A 21,286-nucleotide genomic window follows, 5' to 3' on the forward strand; every position below is an offset into this window, starting at 1 on the left:
GACGGCGCCGCTGCAGGCAGAGGTTTCCCCCTCTCAGGAACCAGCGGCCGCCGAACGGGCGCCTAATAGCGCTAGGCGGCCAGGCCGGCCTGCTGGATCAGGTCGCGCACCTGCTGCACCTGCTCGGGCGCGGCGGCAAGTTCGGCGCGGGTCTCGTCGGACTTCACCAGCCTGAGGGCCTCGGACTTGGCGCGCACGGACGCAGGACCCAGTGGACCGGATTCGCCCATCGCCAGCTTCAGCAGCACCGTCAGCCGATGGATGGCCGGCGCGTTGGCGCGAGCCACGCCCTGGGTCACCTTCGCGCGGTTGTCGATCTCGCCGCCGATCTCGCCCAGCTTTTCCTGCAGCGGCTGGAAATCCTCGGCCACCAGGCCGCAGCGCCCGACGGCGCGTTGAAGCTGGGCCAGGGTGGCGAGCTTGGCGGCCGGGCTCTCGTCGGCGGCCATTATGTCTTTCTCGAACCGCAGCGAAGTCACCACGGCCTTCAGCCAGCCGCCGGCCTTGCGCTTGTTGGCCGGGCCAATGACGTTCTCGGTGAGCCAGATCAGCGCCTCGACCTCCTCCTTGGAGCTCATGTCGTGGCCGAGGTAGGCCTCGACGAAGTCGCCGGTGGTGAGCATCTTCGAGCGCGCGGTGAAGGCGGCCTGCACCTGGTCCAGCGGCAGCAGGTTGCCGGCCGAGGCGGTCAGCGTCATGCCCAGCGCCCGGAGGATATCGATCTCGCCGGCCGCGTCGTTGGGGCGCAGCCGGCGGTTGCCCATCAATTCGCGCAGGATGCGGCGGCCGATGGCGGCGCGCGTGTCGAGGAAGGTCTCGTTCGCCAGCCAGACGGCCAGCCGTATGGCCAGACCCGAGAGCTCCGGCATGCACTTGGCGACCGCCGGCTCGCGCTTGGCCAGCTTGTCGACCGTGTCGTAGGCGGCGAGGCGCGTGAGGGCCGCGAGGTTCTCGCCCAGGTCGGCGCCGCGGCCGAGGATCTCGTTGATCCCCGGCTTGGCCTCGAGGATCTCGGCCAGGGGCTGCTGGATGGTGCCGAGCGCCAGGGCCCGGCCCTTGCCGTTTTCCGGCCACTCGTCAGCCAGATCCAGGAGCTTGGTGAGCTTCTCGCCCCAGCACTTGGCGTCGGCCAGCGCGCCGGCCACGCCTGCGCCCAGCAGGTAGGCGCGTTCCGGGTCGTTCGCCAGCCGATCGGCGGCCTTGGCGAAGCTCTCCTTCTTGAAGTTCGGCAGGACGCCTTTCTTGGCGTCGCTCATCAGCTTGTCGACGGCGCGCTCGATCAGCGTGTGGAAGGCGCGGATCATCTCGTGCACCGACATGCCGCGGGCGTGGGCCTCCGGAATGGCGATCTTCTGCAGGGCGTGCTGCAGCTCCGTGCCGGACGCCTCGAGGCTCTCCACCAGGTCGGGGCGGTGCAGCAGTTCGAACGGAGTGGCGTAGTTGCGCTCCAGCCAGGCTTCCAGGAGCCGGCCGATCCGTTCACGGGCATGGCCGGTGTAGAGGTCCTGCGGGGTGACGCAGAGGGGCTGGGGGTCAGCCTGCGGCTTGGACTTGGCGGCGCCGTCGGCGGAGCCCTGCTTCATGATGACGACGGCGCGATACTCACGCGCCTCTTCGTCGTAGGTTTCCTTTGTGACCTTGACGGCGGCGACACGGCCCTCGGCCATCAGCCGGTTGGCGGTCTCGATGGCCGTGGCCCGGCTCTCGGTGGCGGTGTCGAGCGTCCAGCCGGCCCCCGGGGTCTTCCGGACATAGACCTCGAAATGCACTTTGTGCCCATCCATCCCGGCATCCCCCAGCGGGTGGGACGTTGCCGTAACAAGCTTAAGGCCATGTTAGCCGTGGCGCCCGGCCCGCAGGCCCCATTGAGGCCACGGTGAAGGCTCACTAGGTTTACGCCACCGGGGTAAAGGAGAGATCAACTTCAGATGGCAAAGATAACCCTGGTGGACGACGACGAGAACATCGTCACCTCCGTCAGCCTGGCGCTGGAAAGCCACGGCCACACCGTAAAGGCCTACTACGACGGCGCCGCCGGGCTCGCGGCGCTGGAGAACGATCCGCCGGATCTGGCCATCCTGGACGTGAAGATGCCACGCATGGACGGAATGGAGGTCCTGCGCCGGCTGCGCCGCACCTCCGAGGTGCCGGTGATCATCCTGACGTCGAAGGACGAGGAGATCGACGAGATTCTGGGCTTCAACCTGGGCGCCGACGACTACATGCACAAGCCGTTCAGCCAGCGGCTGCTGATCGAGCGGGTGAAGGCGGTCCTGCGGCGTGGCCGGTCCTCGGAGGGTGAGGAGGCCATCGGCCCGGCGGCCTCGGCCGAAACCAACGCGCGGGCGCTGAAGCGCGGCAAGCTGACCCTCGACCCCGCCCGCCACGAGAGCCTGTGGGAGGGCAAGCCGGTCAAGCTCACGGTCACCGAGTTCCTGCTGCTGCAATCCCTGGCCCAGCGGCCGGGCTTCGTGAAGAGCCGCGACAACCTGATGGACGCGGCCTACGACGATCAGGTCTATGTCGACGACCGCACGATCGACAGCCACATCAAGCGGATGCGGAAGAAGTTCCGCGAGGTGGACCCCGATTTCGACGCGATCGAAACCCTCTATGGCGTCGGCTACAGATACCGCGAAAGCTGAGCGGGCGCGGGATCGGGCCAAGGACTGGATCTCGGCCTCATCGTCGAACTTCCGCTGGCTGCCGGGTTCTCGTCTCGGCCGGCTGATCCTGGCCCTGAACCTCCTGGGCTTGGCGATCCTGATCGGCGGGGCGCTGGTGCAGAACGAGATCAGCCGCGGCCTGGTCAACGCTCGGATCGACAGCCTGAACACCCAGGGCGAGCTGATTGCCTCGATTCTGGACCAGGCGGCGACGATCGGCGAGCCCGAGCCGCAGATGGACACCGCCTTAGCCACCGAACTGCTGCAGACGCTGTCCAACCCCACCGCCCAGCGGGCTCGCCTGTTCGACAGCCGCGGCCGGCTGGTGGCCGATTCGAACTGGATGGCCGACCGCGTCGACATCAAGGAACTGCCGCCCGCCCGCGCACGCGGCGAAAAGGACCCGGCCCCCAACCGCGACGCCCGTTCCCAGCGCGAGGCCCAGAAGGCCCTGACACAGGAGGTGGCGGCCGCCCTGCAGGGCCGCCACCTGGCCAAGATGCGGCGGACCGACTCGGGCGAGCGGGTGGTCTCGGTCTCGATCCCGATCCAGCACGTGCGCGCGGTCCTGGGCGTGATTACCCTGGAGGCCAGCGACGTCGACGCGATCATCGCGCGCCAGCGCCAGGCGCTGATCCCGTTCATCCTGATCGCCGTGGGGGTTACGCTGGCCTCTTCGCTGCTGCTGAACAGTCTGGTCGCTCAGCCCGTCCTGCGGCTGGCCCGCGCAGCCGACCGGGTGCGACAGGCGCGCGCTCGCGCCATCTCGCTGCCGGACCTGGCCAAGCGCGACGACGAGGTGGGCGCCCTGACCCGCAGCCTGGAAGACATGACCCATGCGCTGTCGGAGCGGATGGACGCCATCGAGAGCTTCGCCGCCGACGTCGCGCACGAGATCCGCAATCCGCTGACCTCGCTTCGCTCGGCGGTCGAGACCCTGGAGCTGGTGGCCGACCCCACGGCGCGCGATCGGTTGCAGGGCATCTTGAAGAACGACATCCAGCGGCTGGACCGCCTGGTGACCGACATCTCCAATGCATCGCGCCTGGACGCGGAACTCTCCAGGGACCAGCCGAAGATCGTCGACCTGGGCCGGCTGATTGGCGACATCGTCGCCCTCTACCAGGCCACCGCGCGACCCGGAGACGTGCGGGTCAACTTCGCGCCGCACGCGGGTATGGAGAGCGCCACCGTGATGGGCCGGGAAGGCCCCTTGGGGCAGATCCTGCGCAACCTGATCGACAACGCCCGCTCGTTCAGTCCCCCGGGCGACGAGGTGACCGTGGGCCTCCTGCGGGTGAAGGACGAGGTGATCGCCACGGTGTCCGACAACGGCCCCGGCATCCCGCCTGAGAACCTGGAGACGGTGTTCGAGCGGTTCTACACTTCGCGGCCGAAAGGTGCGGCGTTCGGCGGCAACTCGGGCCTGGGCCTCTCCATCGCCCGCCAGATCGCCGAAGCCCACGGAGGCTCGCTGCGCGCCGAGAACCGGCTCGGCCCGGAGGGCAAGGTGGAGGGCGCCCTGTTCGTCCTGACCCTCCCGGACGCCTTGCCGTGATGATCAAGCACGCGGGGCTGATCGCCCAGCGGGTCGGCGGCCGCTGGCGCGGCGTCCTGATCGAGGGACCCTCCGGCGCCGGCAAGAGCGACCTGGCGCTGCGATGCCTGGACCACGGGTTCCGGCTGGTGGCCGACGACCGGGTGCTGCTGTGGGCCGCGGACGGCGGGCTCTGGGGCCGGGCGCCGGACACGCTGGCCGGTCTCATCGAGGTGCGCGGCGTGGACGTGCTGCGGATCGAGCCCCTGATCTTCTGCGAGGTGGCGATGCTGGTGCGCCTGGGAGCCCCCGACCGCATCCCGCAGGACACAACCGAAACGATCCTTGGAATGGCGGTTCCACTCCTGGCGGCAGACCCCTTCGAGACGTCCGCGCCTGCGAAACTAAGCCGCGCGCTGACGGCCTTTGACGCGGCGCACAAGAGGCGTATCTAGCAACGCTCGCCCGCCTCCCTCGGGCGCCGCAGGGTGGGGATAACCCTTGGATTGTCAGGCATGATCGGCCTCGTGATCGTGACTCACGGCCGGCTCGCGCAAGAGTTCGTGTACGCCATGGAGCATGTGGTCGGGCCGCAAGCCGCGGTCGAGGCCATCTGCATCGGCCCCGAGGACGACATGGAAAAGCGCCGCCAGGACATCCTCGCCGCCTGCGGACAGGTGGAGCAGGGTGACGGCGTGGTCCTGCTCACCGACATGTTCGGCGGCACCCCGTCCAACCTCGCCATTTCGGTCATGGAGCAGACCAAGGCCGAGGTGATCGCCGGCCTGAACCTGCCGATGCTGATCAAGCTCGCGTCGGTTCGCAGCCGGGTCAGCCTCGAGGAGGCGGTGGCGGCTGCCCAGGAAGCCGGCCGAAAGTACATCTCCGTGGCCTCCTACGTCCTGGCCGGAGAGAAGTGAGCGAAGCCCAACGCACCGTTGAGATCGTCAACAAGCGGGGCCTGCACGCCCGCGCGTCGGCGAAGTTCGTCAAGCTGGCGGCTGCGTTCGACGCCGAGGTCCGCGTCTCCAAGGATGGCCACACCGTCGACGCCCGCTCGATCATGGGTCTGATGATGCTGGCCGCGGCGCCGGGCAGTGAGATCGAAATCGAGGCGGAAGGGGCTCAGGCGAAGGAGGCCGTGGAAGCGCTGGCGCAGCTGGTGGCCGGCAAGTTCGAGGAAGACGAGTAGGTCCGACTTCCTCGCGCAAGCGAGAGGAAGGTGGGCGCGTTAGGTCTTCAGCCGCCACCCCGTCCGGAATATCCAGGTCACCGCGGCCAGGCACGCGGCGAGGAAGCCCAGCGTGGCCGCCAGGCTTACCCACACGCCGACGTCGGACACGCCGTAGAAGCTCCAGCGGAAGCCTGAGACCAGGTAGACGACCGGGTTCACCAGCGCGATCTGTCGCCAGACGCCAGGCAGCATGTCGATGGAATAGAAGCTGCCGCCTAAGAACGTCAGCGGGGTGATCACCAGGGTCGGCATGATCGACAGCTTCTCCCAGCCGTCCGCCCAGATGCCGGTCAGGAAGCCGAACAGGCTGAAGGTCACCGAGGTCAGCACCAGGAAGGCCAGCGCCACGAAGGGATGCCCGATCTCGTAGGGCACGAAGATGCGGGCGGTGGCCAGGATCACCAGGCCCAGCATCACCGACTTGGACGCCGCCGCGCCCACGTAGCCCAGCACCACCTCGGCGGCCGACACCGGCGCAGACAGGACCTCGTAAATCGTGCCCGCGAACTTGGGCATGTAGATGCCGAACGAGCCGTTGGAGATGCTCTCGGTGAGGATCGAGAGCATCAGGAGGCCGGGCACGATGAAGGCGCCGTAGCTGACCCCTCCGATCGACGGCATGCGTGAGCCGATCGCCGCGCCGAAGACGATGAAATAGAGCGAGGTGGTGATCACCGGCGCCGCCACACTCTGCACGATGGTGCGGGCCCAGCGGTGCATCTCGAAGGCGTAGATGGCCCTCACGGCATTGAGGTTCATGCTCGGGCGCCCTGCACCAGGCTGACGAAGATGTCCTCCAGGCTCGATTCCTGGGTGCGCAGGTCCTTGAAGTCGACGCCGCGCTCGGTCAGGCGCTTCAGCAGCTCGGCGATGCCCGTGGATTCCGCCTGGGCGTCGAAGGAGTAGACCAGGTCGGCCCCGTCGGCGGCCAGCTCCAGCTGGTAATCCTCCAGGCCGGCGGGAACATGGGCCAGCGGCTCCTGCAGGTGCAGGGTCAGCTGCTTCTTGCCGAGCTTGCGCATCAGCACCGCCTTGTCCTCCACCAGGATCAGTTCACCGCGCGAGATCACGCCGATGCGGTCGGCCATCTCCTCGGCCTCCTCGATGTAGTGGGTGGTCAGGATGATCGTGACACCGTTGGCCCGCAGCCCCCGGACCATCTCCCACATGTCGCGACGCAGCTCGACGTCGACGCCGGCGGTGGGCTCGTCCAGGAAGAGAATGGTGGGCTCGTGCGACAGGGCCTTGGCGATCAGCACCCGGCGCTTCATGCCGCCGGAGAGCGCCTGGATCTTCTCGGACTTCTTGTCCCAGAGGCTCAGGTCCTTCAGCACCTTCTCCAGGTGCGCCGGGTTCGGCGGCTTGCCGAACAGGCCGCGGCTGAACTTCACCGTGTCCCAGACCGTCTCGAACGAGTCTGTGGAGATTTCCTGCGGCACCAGCCCGATCTTGGCGCGGGCGGCCCGGAAGTCCTTCAGTATGTCGTGGCCGTCGGCGACGACGCTCCCCGCGGTCATCCTGACAAGGCCACAAACGATGCCGATGAGGGTGGTCTTGCCGGCCCCGTTGGGGCCCAGGAGGGCGAAGATCTCACCCCGCTCGATGTCGAGATCGACGGTCTTGAGCGCCTGGAACCCCCCGGCGTAGGTCTTCGACAGGCCTCGAATGGATATGATCGGGTCCGGCACGCGCGCTCCCAAAAGGCGTTCCCACTGGGGAAGCGCCCCACATAGGGGCGGACGTCGCGCGGGGCTAGGCTCACGACGTCGCATATGGCCAAGCTGGTGAGGATGGCGGCGAAACCCGGGGGCACACAGCAGTCAGGGACATAAAGATTTCTTTATGTGATTGTTGCCGAACGGTCCCCGGACGGTTATACGGGCGCCCAATCCGAACATTCCGCCACCAGGGACGACCGATGACCGACTACGTCGTGAGAGACATTTCGCTGGCCGACTACGGCCGCAAGGAAATCAACATCGCCGAGACCGAGATGCCCGGCCTGATGGCGACGCGCGCCGAATACGGCAAGTCCCAGCCGCTGAAGGGCGCCCGCATCGCCGGCTCCCTGCACATGACCATCCAGACCGCGGTGCTGATCGAGACCCTGCAGGCGCTGGGCGCCGACGTGCGCTGGGCCTCGTGCAACATCTTCTCCACCCAGGACCACGCCGCCGCTGCAATCGCGGCCAAGGGCACGCCGGTGTTCGCCATCAAGGGCGAGACGCTGGTCGAGTACTGGGAGTACGCCCACAAGATCTTCGAGTGGTCCGATGGCGGCTACCCGAACCTGATCCTCGACGACGGCGGCGACGCCACCCTGCTCTGCGTGCTGGGGCCCAAGGCCGAGAAGGACCCGAGCGTCCTCAACAATCCGCAGAACGAGGAGGAGGAAGCCCTCTACGCGGTGATGAAGCGCTACCTGAAAGAGAAGCCCGGCTTTTATTCGGCGATCCGCGACGCCATTCGAGGCGTGTCCGAGGAGACCACCACGGGCGTGCACCGGCTCTACCAGATGCATGAGCGCGGCGAGTTGCCGTTCACCGCCATCAACGTCAACGACAGCGTCACCAAGTCGAAGTTCGACAACCTCTACGGCTGCCGCGAGAGCCTGGTGGACGCCATCCGCCGCGGCACCGACGTGATGCTGTCGGGCAAGGTCGCCGTGGTCCTGGGCTACGGCGACGTTGGCAAGGGCTCGGCCGCTTCCCTGCGAAACGGCGGCGCGCGGGTGATCGTCACCGAGATCGATCCGATCTGCGCCCTGCAGGCGGCCATGGAAGGCTATGACGTCCAGACCATGGAGGACGTGGCCGGCAAGGGCGACATCTTCGTCACCGCCACGGGCAACAAGGACGTGCTAACCGTCGAGCACATGCGGGCGATGAAGAACAACGCCATCGTCTGCAACATCGGCCACTTCGATTCCGAGATCCAGATCGCCGGCCTGCGCAACTTCAAGTGGGACGAGATCAAGCCGCAGGTCCACCACGTGGAATTCCCGGACGGCAAGAAGATCATCGTGCTGTCGGAAGGCCGTCTGGTGAACCTCGGCAACGCCACCGGCCACCCCAGCTTCGTGATGAGCGCCAGCTTCACCAACCAGACCCTGGCCCAGATCGAGCTCTGGCAGAACGGCGCCAAGTACGAGACCCGCGTCTACACCCTGCCCAAGCACCTGGACGAGAAGGTCGCCATGCTCCACCTGGAGAAGCTGGGCGCCAAGCTCACCAAGCTCTCGAAGGACCAGGCCGACTACATCGGCGTGCCCACCCACGGGCCGTTCAAGCCGGACCATTATCGGTACTGACCCTGGCCACGTAGCCTAGCAAAACACTACCAAGGATGGTTGATTCGGTATTATTCACCATTTTAGGTAGAATTGCGCTGGTTCCCTAGCCGGCGCTAAGCTAGGGCCGAACGGTGCCGCTTGCCCTGATCCTCTCCTCGTTCGTCGCCGCGAGCCGCATCGGCGGCGCAGCGCAGCAGTATGTGCTGGCTGCACACAAGATCGACCCTGTGCTGGCTCCGACGGTGATGTTCGGACGCACGCCGGCGCGCGGCGGGCGGGGCGAGGTGACCTCGCCGGACGTGTTCCGGCGCATGCTGGGCGACATCGAGGCTGACGCCCTGTTCGGCATGGTGGACCTGATCATCACTGGCCACTTCTCCGACCCGGAGCAGGTCGAGATCGCGGCCGGGGTAATCCAGCGGGTGCGCACGACCGAGCGCAGCCAGGCCTGGGGCCCGCGGCCGCTGGTGCTGGTGGATCCGGTGCTGGGGGACGCCCCGCGCGGCCTCTACGTGAAGTACGAGGTAGCCCAGGCGGTGGAGGAGCGGCTGGTCCCGTTGGCGGACTGGATCACGCCCAACCTATGGGAGCTGGCCTTCCTGACCGACCGCAAGATCGAGACCGCTGCCGACGCCCGCGACGCCGCGCGCGCGCTCGGCAAGCCGGCGCTGGTGACCTCGGTCCCGGCGCGCGATGGCGAGGTGGGCATCCTCTACGTCGACAAGGAGGAAGCGGTGCTGTTCGCCCACCCGCGCCGCGAGCGGGCGCCCAACGGCACGGGCGACCTGGTCACCGCCAGCTTCGGGGCCGGCCTGGTGGAGGGCAAGGACCCGCGCGACGCCGCCGAACGCGCCGCCCGCGCCGTGGCCGAGACCCTGCTGGTGGCCGAGGCATGGAAGTCCGTGGAACTGCCGATCGTGGCGCTGGCCGATCGGATCGTGAACCCGAAGGCCGAGGTGCGTATAGAGACGCTATGAGCGTCAACAAGGCTTTCGAGATCGGGGGGTTCGCCCCGTCCCGGTTCGCCCCGGTGAAGGACGCCTTCGCCGACAGTTTTTCCGAGGGCCTGGAACTGGGCGCCCGCTTCAGCCTGGTGGAGGCCGGCGAGGTGGTCCTCGACCTTTGGGCGGGCTCCGCCGACCGCAAGGGCGCGGTCGCCTGGGACGAGGCGACGCTGGCGCCGATCTTCTCGACGACCAAGGCCATCGCGGCCTTGATGATCGCCCGGCTCGTGGACGCGGGGAACCTGGACTACGGCCAGACTGTCGCCAGCGTCTGGCCCGAGTTCGCGCAGGGCGGCAAGGCCGAGGTCACCGTCGAGCAGGCGATCTCGCACCAGGCGGGGCTGCCGGGCTTCCCCGAGGCCACGGACCCGTCGATCTGGGTCGACTGGGACGCCGTCTGCGCGAAGCTGGCGGCCATGGCGCCCATGTGGCCGCCGGGAAGCGCCAGCGGGTATCATCCGGTGACCGTGGGCTACATCACGGGCGAGATCTTCCGCCGCGTCGATGGCCGCACTATCGGGACCGCGTTCCGGGAGGATATCGGCGCGCCATTCGGACTCGACGCCTGGATCGGCCTTCCGGCGGGCCTGGAGGATCGGGTCGCCGACCTGCAGCGACCGAACGCCCTGCCCGAATTCGGCGAGCACAACGCAGCCACCACCGCCGCCTTCCTGACCCCTTGGTCCTCGGCCGCCGGCAAGGCGGGGGCGGACTATCGGCGCATGGAGGTCCCTTCCACCAACGGCTACGCCACCGCCGAGGCGCTGGCGCGGCTGATGGGGGCGCTGGCCAACGACGGGTGGCTGGAAGGCGACGAGATCCTGTCGCCGGCCCTGATCGCAGAGGCCAGCCGTGAGCGCATCCGCGGCCAGGACCTGGTGCTGCCGTTCGATATGAGCTGGGCGGCGGGCTTCATGCGCAACCCGCCGAACTTCGTCTGGGGGCCCGGCGTGGAGACATTCGGCCACTCCGGCTGGGGCGGCTCGTGCGCCTTCGCCGACCCGCAGGTGAAGCTGGGCGGGGCATACGTGATGAACAGGCAGGGGACGGCCCTGATGGGCGACGTGCGCCCCCGGCGGCTCATCGCGGCCGCTTACGCGAGCCTCTAGCCACGAAAAAGGGCCCGCAAGGGGCCCTCATCCGGTGCTGGCTGTGGGTGGGGCGTTCAGAGACCCAGGCCAGCAGATCCGAAGGCGGCGACGAGGCCGAGGATGATCAGGAAGGTGGGGGCGAGGCGGTCGGCGGCGCGTTCGAAGGTCGAGAGGGTCATGATGCAGTTCCTGGCTCTGGTGGCGCCCGGGGGCGGGCTGTCCGTCTGGACACCGTTTAGATAGCATCATCTGAACACTGCATAGATCGGCAATTTCACAGACCGGCTATGCGGTTCTGCATGTCGGCGACGGCTACTTCGCTTCCGAGGCCGCAGCGATCTCGCGTGTTGCGCGCAGGACCACGCGGGATCGCTTCCAGGCGCCCCAGGCGAAGACCGCCGCGCCGGTCCAGATGAATGCGAACGAGACGGCGTGCAGGGACGTGAACGGCTCGTCCTGCGCGATCCCGATGCCGAAGCCGATCGTCGGGCCGATGAACTGCAGGAAGGCCATGACCGACATCGGCAGCCGCCGCGCGCACCACGAGAACAGCGCCAGCGGCAGCGCCGTGAGCGGCCCCGCGGCGATCAGCCAGAACATGGTCGCGCCCGACGCGGTGAAGTGCCCTGCCCCCTGACCGGCCAGCCACGCCAGGTAGAACGCGCTGGGAACCGACAGGATCAGGCACTCGACGAACAGACCGGTCTGGGCATCCGCCTGCACCTGTTTGCGTACGATACCGTAGCCGCCGAACGTGAGCGCCAGGGCGAGCGAGATCAGTGGCAGGTGGCCGAGCGCCCAACCCTGGAACGCCACGCCGATCGCCGCCAGGCCGATGGAGATCGCGCCGATGCGGTCGATGCGCTCGCGGAAGATCAGCGCGCCCGACGCCATGTTGACCAGCGGCGTGACGTAGTAGCCGAAGCTGCCTTCGAGCACTCGGCCCGAGTTCACCGCGGTGATGAAGATCGCCCAGTTCGCGGCGATCAGCGCCGACGACAGGCAAAGCCACGCCAGCACCTTAGGCTTGCCGACCACCGCCAGCACCTGGCGGCCCTGGTGCGCCAGCAGCACCAGCAGGAGCGCGGTGGGCGCGCCCCAGAGCGAGCGGTGGGCCAGGATCTCCCATGAGCCAACACCGAGGCGGCCCATGACCTGGAACGCCAGGGGCACGAAGCCCCAGATCAGGTAGCAGCCGATCCCCGCCATCAGCGCCAGGCGGGCTTCGGCCCCCGGCGCGGACGACGGGGGCATACTAGGCGATGGCCTTCTGGCGGATCAGGCCGCGGGCGTGGAGCAGTTCGGCGATCTGGACCGCGTTCAGCGCCGCGCCCTTGCGCAGGTTGTCGGCCACCACCCACAGGTTCAGGCCGTGCTCGACCGTGGGGTCGTTGCGGATGCGGCTGACGTAGACCGCGAACTCGCCCTGCGCTTCCTTCGGCGTCATGTAGCCGGTGGGCTCGCGCTTATCGATGACGATGATGCCCGGGCTCTCGCGCAGGATGTCGCGCGCATCGTCCTCGTCCAGCGGCTCGTGGAACTCGATGTTCACCGCCTCGGAGTGGCCGACCATCACCGGCGTGCGCACGCAGGTGACGGTAAGCGCGATGTCCGGGTCGAGCATCTTGTGGGTCTCGTTCCACATCTTGTGCTCTTCGTCGGTGTAGCCGTCGTCCTGGAAGGTCCCGATGTAGGGGATGATGTTGAAGGCGATCTGCTTGGGGAACTTCTTCGGGGGCGTGGCGCCCAGGACGAAGACGTTCTTGGTCTGGTCGAACAACTCGTCCATCCCCTCCTTGCCGGCCCCGGAGACCGACTGGTAGGTCGAGACCACCACCCGCTTGATGCGCGCCGCGTCGTGCAGCGGCTTCAGCGCGACCACCAGCTGGATGGTCGAGCAGTTCGGGTTGGCGATGATGTTCTTGCGGTTAGCCCACTCGACGTCGTCGGGATTCACCTCGGGCACCACCAGGGGCACGTCAGGGTCCATCCGCCAGGCCGAGGAGTTGTCGATCACGATCGCGCCGGCGGCGCCGATCTTCGGCGACCACTCCTTGGAGAAGGCGCCGGAGACGCTCATCAACACGAGGTCCACCGTGGAGAAATCGAACTGGGCGACGTCCTCGCACTTGAGGATGCGGTCGCCGAACTCGACTTCCAGGCCGATGGATTTGCGCGAGGCGATGGCGTGGATCTTCTCCACGGGGAAGTTCACTTCCTCGAGGATGTTCAGCATCTCGCGACCCACGTTGCCCGTGGCGCCGACGACGGCGACCCGGTAACCCATTGGCATACTCCTGAATTGGGGAGCGTTCCCCTACGCCGCAGAGCCTCCCGAGGCAAGGCGAGCGATCCTGATCCGCCCATCAGATAGGCTCTGACCGCGCTCGAGGAAGTCGGGCCGCTCGCCTTTAGGCCGCTTTCGGTTAGCATCGCCACCCGACGTGGCCGGGAGGTAGGCATGAACGCACAGGAGCTGCACCAGCTCGGTCGCCTGCTTCGGGAGTTCTTCGATCGAAACCCGGGCGAGGCGGCCTTCGTAATCACCCAGGACTCGGCCTCGGCGATCAGCTCGATGGTCTATCAGCTGCTGATGCAGCTGCCACCGGAGCGGCACCTGGCGACCCTGACCCACCTCGCCGACAACGCCCGGCGGGTACGCATCGGCCTCGTCGGCGAAGCCCTCGCCGAGGGACGCACAGTCGCCACGCTGGACGGACAGGTCGCCTTGCTGACCGAGGCGGCCGCCGGGGCTGTCAGCCTGCTCGAATCGTTCAGGACCTCGGGCTACTGATGGCCGCCGCCGTCCTGGATTGGCTGGAGCGCCTTCTATCCCCCGAGAAGAAGCCGCCGGCGGCGCCAAGCTGGTTCAACCAGCAGATCGAGCTAGCCAAGTGGCTGGTGGCGCTGGGCTCCGGTCTCACCGCGTTCGGGTTTTCGGCGCTGAAGGACGAACCCGTCGCGGCGCAGCTGATCCTCCTCCAGTGGGCCGGCGGCCTGCTGCTCGCGTCGTCGGCGCTCGCCCTCCTGTTCATCCTCAACTCGCACGCCTACGAGCGATTGCGCGAGCAGGGAGCGGTCCCAGGCGGATCGGCGCTTCGCGGGCCCGACCTTCTGCGCAAGCTGACCTATCCGCTGATGATGCTGACCTTCATCGCCGGCAACGCGGTGTTCCTGTTCTTCGCCCAGGGTCACCTTGCTGCGCTCGCCAGCGCGCCAGTCCCGGCGCCGATCGTTTCGGTCGCCGACGGCCCCGCCGGACCGATGCTCTTCGCCCAGCGCGGCGAGCAGCTATGGGTGCTACGCGGCTCGGACCCGGTCGCTGCGCGCTGGGAACCCCTGCACACCGTGCCGCCGTCGAAGCCGACCGCCAGGGTGAAGCCATGAGCCCGAGCGGCATGCCTTTCTCCGACCTGATGGGCGTGGAGGTCACCGAACGGACCAAGGACCGCGTGCGAGGCCGGCTGACCGTGCGCGAGGATCTTTGCACGGCCGGCGGCATCCTGCACGGCGGCGCCTACATGGCCTTCGCCGACACCCTAGGCGCCATCGCCGGGTCCCTGAACCTGGCGCCCGGCGCGGGGACCACGACGCTGGAGAGCAAGACCAACTTCCTGGGCTCGGCGCGGGTGGGGCAGGTGGTGGAGGCCGAGACCACGCCGCTGCACGTCGGCCGCCGCTCCTCGGTGTGGCAGACCCGGATCACCAACGCCGAGGGCAAGCTCCTCGCCCTGGTGATCCAGACGCAGATGACGCTACTGCCGGGGTGACGGCGCCGTCGTTGGTCAGCCTTCCGCCATCCGCAGGATCTCGGCCCACTCGTCGTCGGTGACCGGCGAGACCGAGAGGCGGCCCTGGCGGATAACCTGGAGGTCGGCCAGCTTCGGGTTGGCCTTCATCTCGGCCAGCGCGACCGGGCGCTTCAGCTCGCGTACGGGCGCCAGCTCCACCGCCACAAAGCGGCCGGATTCGTCGCTGGGGTCCGGGAACGCCTCCTTGACCACCTTGGCGATCCCCACCACCGCGAGGCCCTCCTGGGAGTGGTAGTAGAGCACCTCCTCGCCGGACTTCATGGCCTTGAGGTTGCCGCGCGCGGTGAAGTTGCGCACGCCGTCCCAGACGGTCCTGCCGTCCCGTTGCAGGTCGGCGAAGGCGTAGGTGTTGGGCTCGGACTTAACCAGCCAGTGGGACATGGGCGGCCTCCGTTGCGGTCGGCGGACCATGGCAAAAGGCGCGGGCCTCGCCCAGCCCCGTTCGCCCTGGCGCCGTTCAGGCGGCCTTGGGCTCGTCGTAGAGGTCGCGCACGGAGCGCAGACCGTCGATCAACTGCGCGCGCTCCTTCTGGTCGGGCTTTCGCGAGACCATGAAGCGCCAGGCGCGGACGTGCACCAGGAGCGCTTCCTTATCGATCTGCTGGTGGGCGATGAGGTCGTTCAGGAGGCCGATCAGGCTGGCCACGACCTCGCCGGCGCCATCGCGCCCGACATCGGGATAGCTGTCGACAACGCCGCGCAGGGTTTCGAGCCCGTCTCGGTCGTAGGTCTTACCCAGCATACCCACGAGACCCTCGGCGAGCGCGAGCACCTCGGCGTCGCCCGAGCGGGGAGGGGGTTTGGGCCTGGCGTCGGGGTCACTCATGGCTAGGCTATTGTCCGCCCCCGCCCATTAACGGGAGCCTACCGCCGGTTGCGGCGAAGCGGCCGGCGCCCTAGCCGAGCACCTCGATCTCCGGCCAGCGCGCCTTGGCCCCGGCGGCGACCTTGGCGAAGTTGGCGCTGTTGCGGTTGGGGTTGCGCCGCAGCCGCATGGCGAACAGGTCCTCCAGGCCGAACGGCGCGTGGATGGTCATCTCATCGCCCCCGCCCAGCCGCACGGCGACCGCGTGCGCCGGGCTGACGAAGCGCTCCAGGGCCTGCGCGCTGCAGGCCAGGGGCTCGTAGGGCTCGCCGAAGTGACCCTCGAACCAGATGTGCACGCGGGCCTGATTGCGCACTTCGACCATGTCGCGAAGCGGTGGCTCGAAGGCCGCGGCCACCCGACGGATCACCACGTCCTCGGCATCGTAGGAGAGGTCGGAGGCGTCGTAGTAGGCCACGTCGTAGTCCTTGATCCCGTAGTCCAGCGGCCGGCCGGTGAGATCGTTGAACACCCGCTGGTAGAGGGCCCCGGAGAAGATCATCCAGTCCGGCAGATCGAGATCGCGCAGCGTCCTCAGCACGTGCATCAGCGGCTGCGAGCGGCGCAGGATACCCTCCAGCCGCGCTTCGAGGGTCATGCGCGACCCCTCGCCCTGGCCTCACGCAACGGCCAGCCGTGGTCGAGCGGACCGTGGCCGGCGCCGAAGCCCGGGGCGCGCAGGATTGCTTCGTGCACATAGTCCCAGGCCCGCGCCACCGCTGCGGTCAGCGGCAGGCCCTGAGCCAGGCCCGCCGCGCAGGCCGAGGCCAGGGTGCAGCCGGTGCCGTGGGTGTGGCGGCTCTCGATCCGCTCGCCCTCGAAGGCGGTCTCGCCGTCCGGCGTCATCAGCAGGTCGATTACGCGCGGGCCCGGCACATGGCCGCCCTTCATCAACACCGCCCCGGCGCCGGCCGCCAGCAGGGCCGCTCCGGCGCGGCGCAGGTCGTCGGTGGTCTCGACGGCGAGCCCGGTCAGCGCCGTGGTCTCCGGCGCGTTCGGCGTCAGCAGGGCCGCACGAGGGATCAACAGCTCGCGCACCGCCGCGACGGCGGCGTCGGCCAGCAGCGAAGCCCCGCCCTTCGCCACCATCACGGGATCGATCACGGCGGGGACCGCCGCCTCGTCCAGGAGCTGGGCCACCAACGCGACGGTGGCCGCATCGCCCAGCATGCCGGTCTTGATCGCATCCGCCCCGATATCCGAGAGCACCGCGCGGGCCTGGGCGGCAATGACGTCGAGCGGGATGGGATGGACGCCGGTGACCCCCAGGGTGTTCTGCACGGTGACGGCCGTGATCGCGGTGGCCGCGTAGCCGCCGAGCGCTGTCACCGTCTTGACGTCGGCCTGGATTCCCGCGCCGCCGCCGCTGTCGGACCCCGCGATGATCAGGACTCGGCCAAGCGCATGCATCCGCTGGCGATAGCTTGGGCGGGCGACAATTGCACCGGCTTTGCGCGGGTCCCGGAAACTCGGCCCGCCCTGCGTCGGCCATCTATCCACTCGGGCGGTTGCCGGCGCCGGCCGCGTCACCGTAACTAGGCCTTCAGGGTGGCGGAGGGCGGGCGACTAGGATGGTCTTCAGCTCGATCGTCTTCATCTTCTACTTCCTGCCCGTGTTCCTGGTCGGCTACTACGTGGGCCGATGCCGGACAGGCCTGCTGCTGGCGGGCAGCGCCGCCTTCTACGTCTGGGGCGAAGGCGCCTACATCCTGCTGCTGGCGGCGCTGATCGGCCTGAACTACGCCGGAGCCCGGATCGTCGCGGCGGCCCGCGCGCCGGGGCGCAGGCGAGCCTTCGCGGCCGGGCTGATCACCCTCGACCTGGCGGTGCTGGGGCTGTTCAAATACGCCGGCTTCGTCGCGGCGAACCTGAACGCGATCCTGCCGGGCTCACCCCTTCCGGAGATCGCTCTCGCCCTGCCGCTGGGGATCTCCTTCTTCACGTTCCAGCTGATCAGCTACGTCCTCGACGTCCACTGGAAGCGGGTCGAGGTGGAGAAGGACGCCGCCCGCTTCGCCGCCTATATTCTGATGTTCCCGCACCTGATCGCCGGGCCGATCGTGCGGTTCGCCGCAATCCGCGACGAATTGCACGCCGACCGACGCCAGACGCGACGGTTGGGCCTGGGCATCCAGTATTTCATCGTCGGCCTCTGCCAGAAGGTGCTGGTGGCCAATTCGGTCGCGCCGCTTGCCGACCACGCCTTCGGCCTACCGGTGGCGGCCCTGGATCCCGCCACGGCCTGGGTTGGCGCCCTCAGCTACACGCTGCAGATCTATTTCGACTTCTGCGGCTATTCGAACATGGCGATCGGGCTCGCCTTCATGCTGGGCTTCACCTTCCCGAAGAACTTCGACTACCCGTACGCCGCAGCCTCGATCACCGAGTTCTGGCGGCGCTGGCACATGAGCCTGTCGTCCTGGTTCCGGGACTACGTCTACATCCCGCTTGGCGGCAATCGCGAGGGGGCCGCGAAGACCTTCCGGAACCTGCTGGTGGTGTTCCTGCTCACCGGCGTCTGGCATGGAGCGGCCTGGACCTTCGTGGTCTGGGGTCTCTTCCATGGCGGATTCCTCCTCCTGGAGCGAGCGGGCCTGGGTCGGCTCCTGGCCCGGGCGCCACGGCCGATAGGCCACCTCTATGCGCTCCTGGTGGTGATGGCCGGCTGGGTGCTGTTCCGGGCCGATACCCTGCCCCAGGCGGTTGGCTACCTGGCGGCGATGACGCGGCTGGGCCAGATGGCCCTCCCGCCGGTGGACCTGCTGGTCCTGCTGAACAACGAACGCCTCGCGGCGATCGCCGCCGGGCTGGTGTTCGCCGTCCCGACCCTGCCCTGGCTGCTCGATCGTCTGCGCACTCAGCGGCTGACAGCCGCGGCTTCGCTGGAGCCGCGGCTAGACACCCAGGGGGTTCACGTCCTTTCGACGCCGCTGCTGCTCGGTGGGCTGTTGCTCAGCGTGGCGGTCCTGGCCGGTACGACGCTCAACCCCTTCCTCTACTTCAGGTTCTGATGACCCGGCTTCGCGCGCATTGGGGGCGGCTGATCGCGGCGAGCGTCACCGTCCTGGCCGCGGCGTTCGTGGCGCCGCGGTTGGTCCCGGCGCCGGCGCTGACTGAGAACCGGGCTCTGGCCGGGCTGCCCACCCCGCCCGCAGGCCTCGCGGGCCTCGCCGAGTACCGCCGCGCCATGGACGCCTATGTGGCCGACCATTTCCCGCCCCGCGCGCACCTCATCGGAGCGCTGAACCGGCTGCGGCTCAGCGCGGGAGTTTCGGGCTCGCCGCGGGTGCTGGTCGGGCGCGAGGGCTGGCTGTTCCCCGACGACGGCTCCCACCTGGGCGCGGCGCGAGGCGATCCGCCGATGAGCGATGCGCAGGCGCAGGGCTGGCTGGCGGCGCTGGCCGGGCGGACCGAGGCGCTGGGCGCTGACGGCAAGGCCTACTTCATCCTGGTCCCGCCGACGAAGGCCGCGCAGGTCCCCCAGCGCGCGCCCTGGTGGTTCGCCCTGGACCGCAACCGCCCGGCGGTCACGCTCGCCCGCCTCGCCGAGGCGTCAAAGGCCGGCACGGTCCTGTACCTGGAAGGCGCCCTGGCGCGGCCGACGCTTTGGGGCCTGAAGACCTTCAGCGCGCACGACAGCCACTGGACCGGGCCGGGAGCCTATCTCGGCTACGTGGCCTTCATGCGCACGATGCACGCCCAGGGCCTGACGGCTGAAGGGCCGCGGCCGGTGGAGGACTTCAGCGACACACGTATCCGAGAGCTCAACCGGCCGCGGGACCTGGCGCTGATGCTGGGCGTGGCCAGCTTCGTGGACGTGGACTACCCGGAACTCTCCGACCCGTTCGCCGAGGAAGCCATCCAGGTTACCTACCTCACCGCGAGGCGGCACTGGACCGGCGCCCGCGTGATCGACACCGGACAGGCGGGCAAGCCGGTGCTGCTGATCACCGTCGATTCCTTCTCCAACGCCTTCCTTCCGTTCCTCTATGGCCATTTCAGCCGCATCGTCGTGGCCCATGTCGCCGAGGGGCCGTGGAGGCCGGACCTGATCGCGCGATTCGACCCGGACGTCGTCGTCACCGAGGTGATGGAGGCAGGCTTGCTGAGCGTGATGAGTGTTGCTCCGCCCGCCTCCCCGGACGCGATGGCGCGCATCCGCGGCGCCGTGGGGCAGCGCGAGCGCTTCGCCGCCGCCCCAGCCGACGCGAGCCGCCGCACGGCGTTCCACTATCAGGTCGGCACGGACGGACCCGACCGGCTCCGCGGCGGCCGCGACAGCGACGCCATCCAGGCTGGCCCCGGGGACGACCTGATCGAGGGCCTGGGAGGGCTGGATGAGCTTCGCGGCGGCCGCGGCGATGATCGGGTCGACGGTGGCGATGGCGACGATTGGGTCTCGGGTGACCGGGGCGACGACGTGCTGACGGGTGGGCGGGGGGGAGACACGTTCTACGGCTTCGCAGGCTGCGGAAGCGACGTGGTCACCGACTTCTTCGCCGAGGAGGGCGACCGCGTCGAGCTCGAGGCCGGGACAGCGCACACGGTGCGCCAGGTGGGCGCGGATACCGTGGTGGAGATGACCGGCGGGCGGCTGATCCTGAAGGGCGTGACGGCCGCGGCCCTGCCGCGCGGCTGGCTCCGCACCAAACGCCTCGTGCTGGCGCAGCCCTCCTGAAGGCCCTATGTGCGGACGGTCAAAAGCCGAGGTTTCCGCATGTCCCTGAAGGTCGCCGTCCAGATGGACCCCATCGAGGGAATCAATATCGAGGGCGACACCACCTTCCTGATGATGGAGACGGCCCAGGCGCGCGGGCACTCGCTGTTCGTCTATCTCACCGAAAGCCTGGCGATGGAGGACGGCCGCGTCTTCGCCCGCGGCCGCGACGTGACAGTGAAGCGGGTGAAGGGCGACCATGTTAAGGCGGGGCCCGTGCGGCAGGTCGAGCTCGCCGGCTTCGACGTGGTGCTGATGCGCCAGGATCCGCCTTTCGACATGCGCTACATCGACGCCACCTTCTTCCTGGAGGCGATCCATCCCGCCACCCTGGTGGTGAACAATCCGTCCGAGGTGCGCAGCGCGCCGGAGAAGCTGTTCGTCACCAAGTTCCCCGACCTGCAGCCGCCCACCCTGATCACCTGGGACCGCGAGGCGATCCGCGACTTCCGCGCCCGTCACGGCGACGTGGTGCTGAAGCCCCTGAACGGCCGCGGCGGCTCTGGCGTCACCCGCCACCTGGTCGACGACCCGAACATGAGCGCGCTGCTGGAGATCCACGCCGAACTCGGGCCCGAGCCGGTGATCGTGCAGAAGTTCCTGCCCTCGGTGACCAAGGGCGACAAGCGCATCCTGCTGATCGACGGAGAGCCGGTGGGCGCCATCAACCGGGTGCCGGAGAAGGGCCAGATCCGCTCCAACATGGCGGTGGGCGGCACGCCCGAGCCCATCGAGTTGTCTGCGCGGGACCGGGAAATCTGCGCGCGCATCGGGCCGGAGTTGAAGGCCCGCGGCCTGATCTTCGTCGGCATCGACGTGATCGGCGATCACCTGACTGAGATCAACGTCACCTCGCCGACCGGCGCGGTGGCGCTCAAGCGTTTCACGGGCATCGATGCCAGCGAGGTGATGTGGCAGCGGATTGAAGCGCTTCGGGCCGGGGCCTAGACTGTCGTCCAAGAGACGTTCAGAAGTCACGGAAACGTCTAGGTTTCCCCAAAGTTCATCATTTGTTCTTGATCTGAGCGCCGCTGCGTGGCAGCGTTGTGGATAACTTGTTGTCTGGAC

Annotated in this window: 23 protein-coding genes; 14 read left to right on the top strand and 9 right to left on the bottom strand. The window is 68.4% G+C overall.

Going from position 1 to position 21,286, the window contains the following annotated elements:
- Window positions 1-71: 71 nt before the first annotated feature.
- Window positions 72-1,784, bottom strand: a complete 1,713-nt coding sequence (locus QZV94_RS01570; protein WP_293676042.1) for a hypothetical protein — start codon at window positions 1,782-1,784, stop codon at window positions 72-74.
- A gap of 144 nt (window positions 1,785-1,928) precedes the next feature.
- Between QZV94_RS01570 and QZV94_RS01575 the strand changes: the two genes are divergently transcribed.
- From QZV94_RS01575 to QZV94_RS01595, 5 genes are read left to right on the top strand one after another with little or no spacing between them, the layout of a single operon-like run.
- Window positions 1,929-2,645 (top strand): response regulator transcription factor, encoded by a 717-nt coding sequence (locus QZV94_RS01575; protein ID WP_293676043.1) that lies wholly within the window; start codon window positions 1,929-1,931, stop codon window positions 2,643-2,645.
- On the top strand, window positions 2,614-4,224 hold the full coding sequence (locus QZV94_RS01580; RefSeq protein ID WP_293676044.1) for a stimulus-sensing domain-containing protein: 1,611 nt from the start codon (window positions 2,614-2,616) through the stop codon (window positions 4,222-4,224). Before QZV94_RS01575 ends, QZV94_RS01580 begins: the two co-directional genes overlap by 32 nt.
- Window positions 4,224-4,658: an HPr kinase/phosphorylase gene (locus tag QZV94_RS01585; protein ID WP_293676045.1), complete on the top strand. Its 435-nt coding sequence runs from the start codon at window positions 4,224-4,226 to the stop codon at window positions 4,656-4,658. The genes QZV94_RS01580 and QZV94_RS01585 overlap by 1 nt, the downstream gene beginning before the upstream one ends.
- A gap of 60 nt (window positions 4,659-4,718) precedes the next feature.
- Window positions 4,719-5,123, top strand: coding sequence for a PTS sugar transporter subunit IIA (locus QZV94_RS01590; RefSeq protein WP_293676046.1), 405 nt, complete (start codon window positions 4,719-4,721; stop codon window positions 5,121-5,123).
- Window positions 5,120-5,395: an HPr family phosphocarrier protein gene (locus tag QZV94_RS01595; RefSeq protein WP_293676047.1), complete on the top strand. Its 276-nt coding sequence runs from the start codon at window positions 5,120-5,122 to the stop codon at window positions 5,393-5,395. Before QZV94_RS01590 ends, QZV94_RS01595 begins: the two co-directional genes overlap by 4 nt.
- 39 nt (window positions 5,396-5,434) lie before the next feature.
- On the opposite strand, the gene QZV94_RS01600 is transcribed toward QZV94_RS01595, so the two are convergent.
- The gene (locus QZV94_RS01600) at window positions 5,435-6,196 is read right to left on the bottom strand and encodes an ABC transporter permease (protein WP_293676048.1); all 762 of its coding nucleotides are present in this window, start codon (window positions 6,194-6,196) and stop codon (window positions 5,435-5,437) included.
- The gene (locus tag QZV94_RS01605) at window positions 6,193-7,125 is read right to left on the bottom strand and encodes an ABC transporter ATP-binding protein (RefSeq protein ID WP_293676049.1); all 933 of its coding nucleotides are present in this window, start codon (window positions 7,123-7,125) and stop codon (window positions 6,193-6,195) included. The genes QZV94_RS01600 and QZV94_RS01605 overlap by 4 nt, the downstream gene beginning before the upstream one ends.
- A gap of 230 nt (window positions 7,126-7,355) precedes the next feature.
- Here QZV94_RS01605 and ahcY point away from each other — a divergent pair, with 230 nt between their 5' ends.
- The 3 genes from ahcY to QZV94_RS01620 all read left to right on the top strand — a co-directional run bounded on the left by ahcY (window position 7,356) and on the right by QZV94_RS01620 (window position 10,842).
- Complete coding sequence (gene ahcY / locus QZV94_RS01610) at window positions 7,356-8,747, top strand: adenosylhomocysteinase (protein WP_293676050.1); 1,392 nt, start codon at window positions 7,356-7,358, stop codon at window positions 8,745-8,747.
- 113 nt (window positions 8,748-8,860) lie between these two features.
- Window positions 8,861-9,706 carry a PfkB family carbohydrate kinase gene (locus QZV94_RS01615; RefSeq protein WP_293676051.1) on the top strand — a complete coding sequence of 282 codons (846 nt, stop codon included), beginning with the start codon at window positions 8,861-8,863 and terminating at the stop codon, window positions 9,704-9,706.
- A complete protein-coding gene (locus tag QZV94_RS01620; protein WP_293676052.1) occupies window positions 9,703-10,842 on the top strand; it encodes a serine hydrolase domain-containing protein in 1,140 nt (379 codons plus the stop codon). Before QZV94_RS01615 ends, QZV94_RS01620 begins: the two co-directional genes overlap by 4 nt.
- A 294-nt stretch (window positions 10,843-11,136) precedes the next feature.
- Here QZV94_RS01620 and rarD read toward each other — a convergent pair whose 3' ends face one another.
- The gene (rarD, locus tag QZV94_RS01625) at window positions 11,137-12,078 is read right to left on the bottom strand and encodes an EamA family transporter RarD (protein WP_293676053.1); all 942 of its coding nucleotides are present in this window, start codon (window positions 12,076-12,078) and stop codon (window positions 11,137-11,139) included.
- 1 nt (window position 12,079) lies between these two features.
- The gene (locus QZV94_RS01630) at window positions 12,080-13,111 is read right to left on the bottom strand and encodes an aspartate-semialdehyde dehydrogenase (RefSeq protein WP_293676054.1); all 1,032 of its coding nucleotides are present in this window, start codon (window positions 13,109-13,111) and stop codon (window positions 12,080-12,082) included.
- A gap of 174 nt (window positions 13,112-13,285) precedes the next feature.
- On the opposite strand from QZV94_RS01630, the gene QZV94_RS01635 reads away from it, so the two are divergent.
- Genes QZV94_RS01635 through QZV94_RS01645 form a run of 3 tightly spaced genes read left to right on the top strand, consistent with a single transcriptional unit; the run spans window position 13,286 to window position 14,594 of the window.
- Window positions 13,286-13,618 (top strand): hypothetical protein, encoded by a 333-nt coding sequence (locus tag QZV94_RS01635; protein WP_293676055.1) that lies wholly within the window; start codon window positions 13,286-13,288, stop codon window positions 13,616-13,618.
- A complete protein-coding gene (locus QZV94_RS01640; RefSeq protein WP_293676056.1) occupies window positions 13,618-14,211 on the top strand; it encodes a hypothetical protein in 594 nt (197 codons plus the stop codon). The genes QZV94_RS01635 and QZV94_RS01640 overlap by 1 nt, the downstream gene beginning before the upstream one ends.
- Window positions 14,208-14,594 (top strand): PaaI family thioesterase, encoded by a 387-nt coding sequence (locus QZV94_RS01645; RefSeq protein ID WP_293676057.1) that lies wholly within the window; start codon window positions 14,208-14,210, stop codon window positions 14,592-14,594. Before QZV94_RS01640 ends, QZV94_RS01645 begins: the two co-directional genes overlap by 4 nt.
- 15 nt (window positions 14,595-14,609) lie before the next feature.
- Here QZV94_RS01645 and QZV94_RS01650 read toward each other — a convergent pair whose 3' ends face one another.
- The 4 genes from QZV94_RS01650 to thiD all read right to left on the bottom strand — a co-directional run bounded on the left by QZV94_RS01650 (window position 14,610) and on the right by thiD (window position 16,911).
- A complete protein-coding gene (locus QZV94_RS01650; protein WP_293676058.1) occupies window positions 14,610-15,017 on the bottom strand; it encodes an EVE domain-containing protein in 408 nt (135 codons plus the stop codon).
- A 76-nt stretch (window positions 15,018-15,093) separates the two neighbouring features.
- The gene (locus QZV94_RS01655; RefSeq protein WP_293676059.1) at window positions 15,094-15,462 is read right to left on the bottom strand and encodes a hypothetical protein; all 369 of its coding nucleotides are present in this window, start codon (window positions 15,460-15,462) and stop codon (window positions 15,094-15,096) included.
- Between the two features lie 70 nt (window positions 15,463-15,532).
- Entirely contained in the window at window positions 15,533-16,099 is a 567-nt protein-coding gene (locus tag QZV94_RS01660) for a nucleotidyltransferase family protein (protein ID WP_293676060.1), read from the bottom strand.
- Window positions 16,096-16,911 (bottom strand): bifunctional hydroxymethylpyrimidine kinase/phosphomethylpyrimidine kinase, encoded by an 816-nt coding sequence (gene thiD, locus QZV94_RS01665; protein WP_293676061.1) that lies wholly within the window; start codon window positions 16,909-16,911, stop codon window positions 16,096-16,098. Before thiD ends, QZV94_RS01660 begins: the two co-directional genes overlap by 4 nt.
- A 161-nt stretch (window positions 16,912-17,072) precedes the next feature.
- Between thiD and QZV94_RS01670 the strand changes: the two genes are divergently transcribed.
- The 3 genes from QZV94_RS01670 to gshB are packed head-to-tail and all read left to right on the top strand — an operon-like array spanning window position 17,073 to window position 21,166.
- Window positions 17,073-18,512: an MBOAT family protein gene (locus QZV94_RS01670; RefSeq protein WP_293676062.1), complete on the top strand. Its 1,440-nt coding sequence runs from the start codon at window positions 17,073-17,075 to the stop codon at window positions 18,510-18,512.
- Window positions 18,512-20,179, top strand: coding sequence for a hypothetical protein (locus QZV94_RS01675; protein WP_293676063.1), 1,668 nt, complete (start codon window positions 18,512-18,514; stop codon window positions 20,177-20,179). Before QZV94_RS01670 ends, QZV94_RS01675 begins: the two co-directional genes overlap by 1 nt.
- Before the next feature lie 39 nt (window positions 20,180-20,218).
- Window positions 20,219-21,166: a glutathione synthase gene (gene gshB / locus QZV94_RS01680; protein WP_293676064.1), complete on the top strand. Its 948-nt coding sequence runs from the start codon at window positions 20,219-20,221 to the stop codon at window positions 21,164-21,166.
- The last annotated feature ends 120 nt before the right edge of the window (window positions 21,167-21,286 follow it).

The sequence above is a fragment of the uncultured Phenylobacterium sp. genome, assembly GCF_902826855.1.
In the GTDB taxonomy this organism is placed as follows: domain Bacteria; phylum Pseudomonadota; class Alphaproteobacteria; order Caulobacterales; family Caulobacteraceae; genus Phenylobacterium.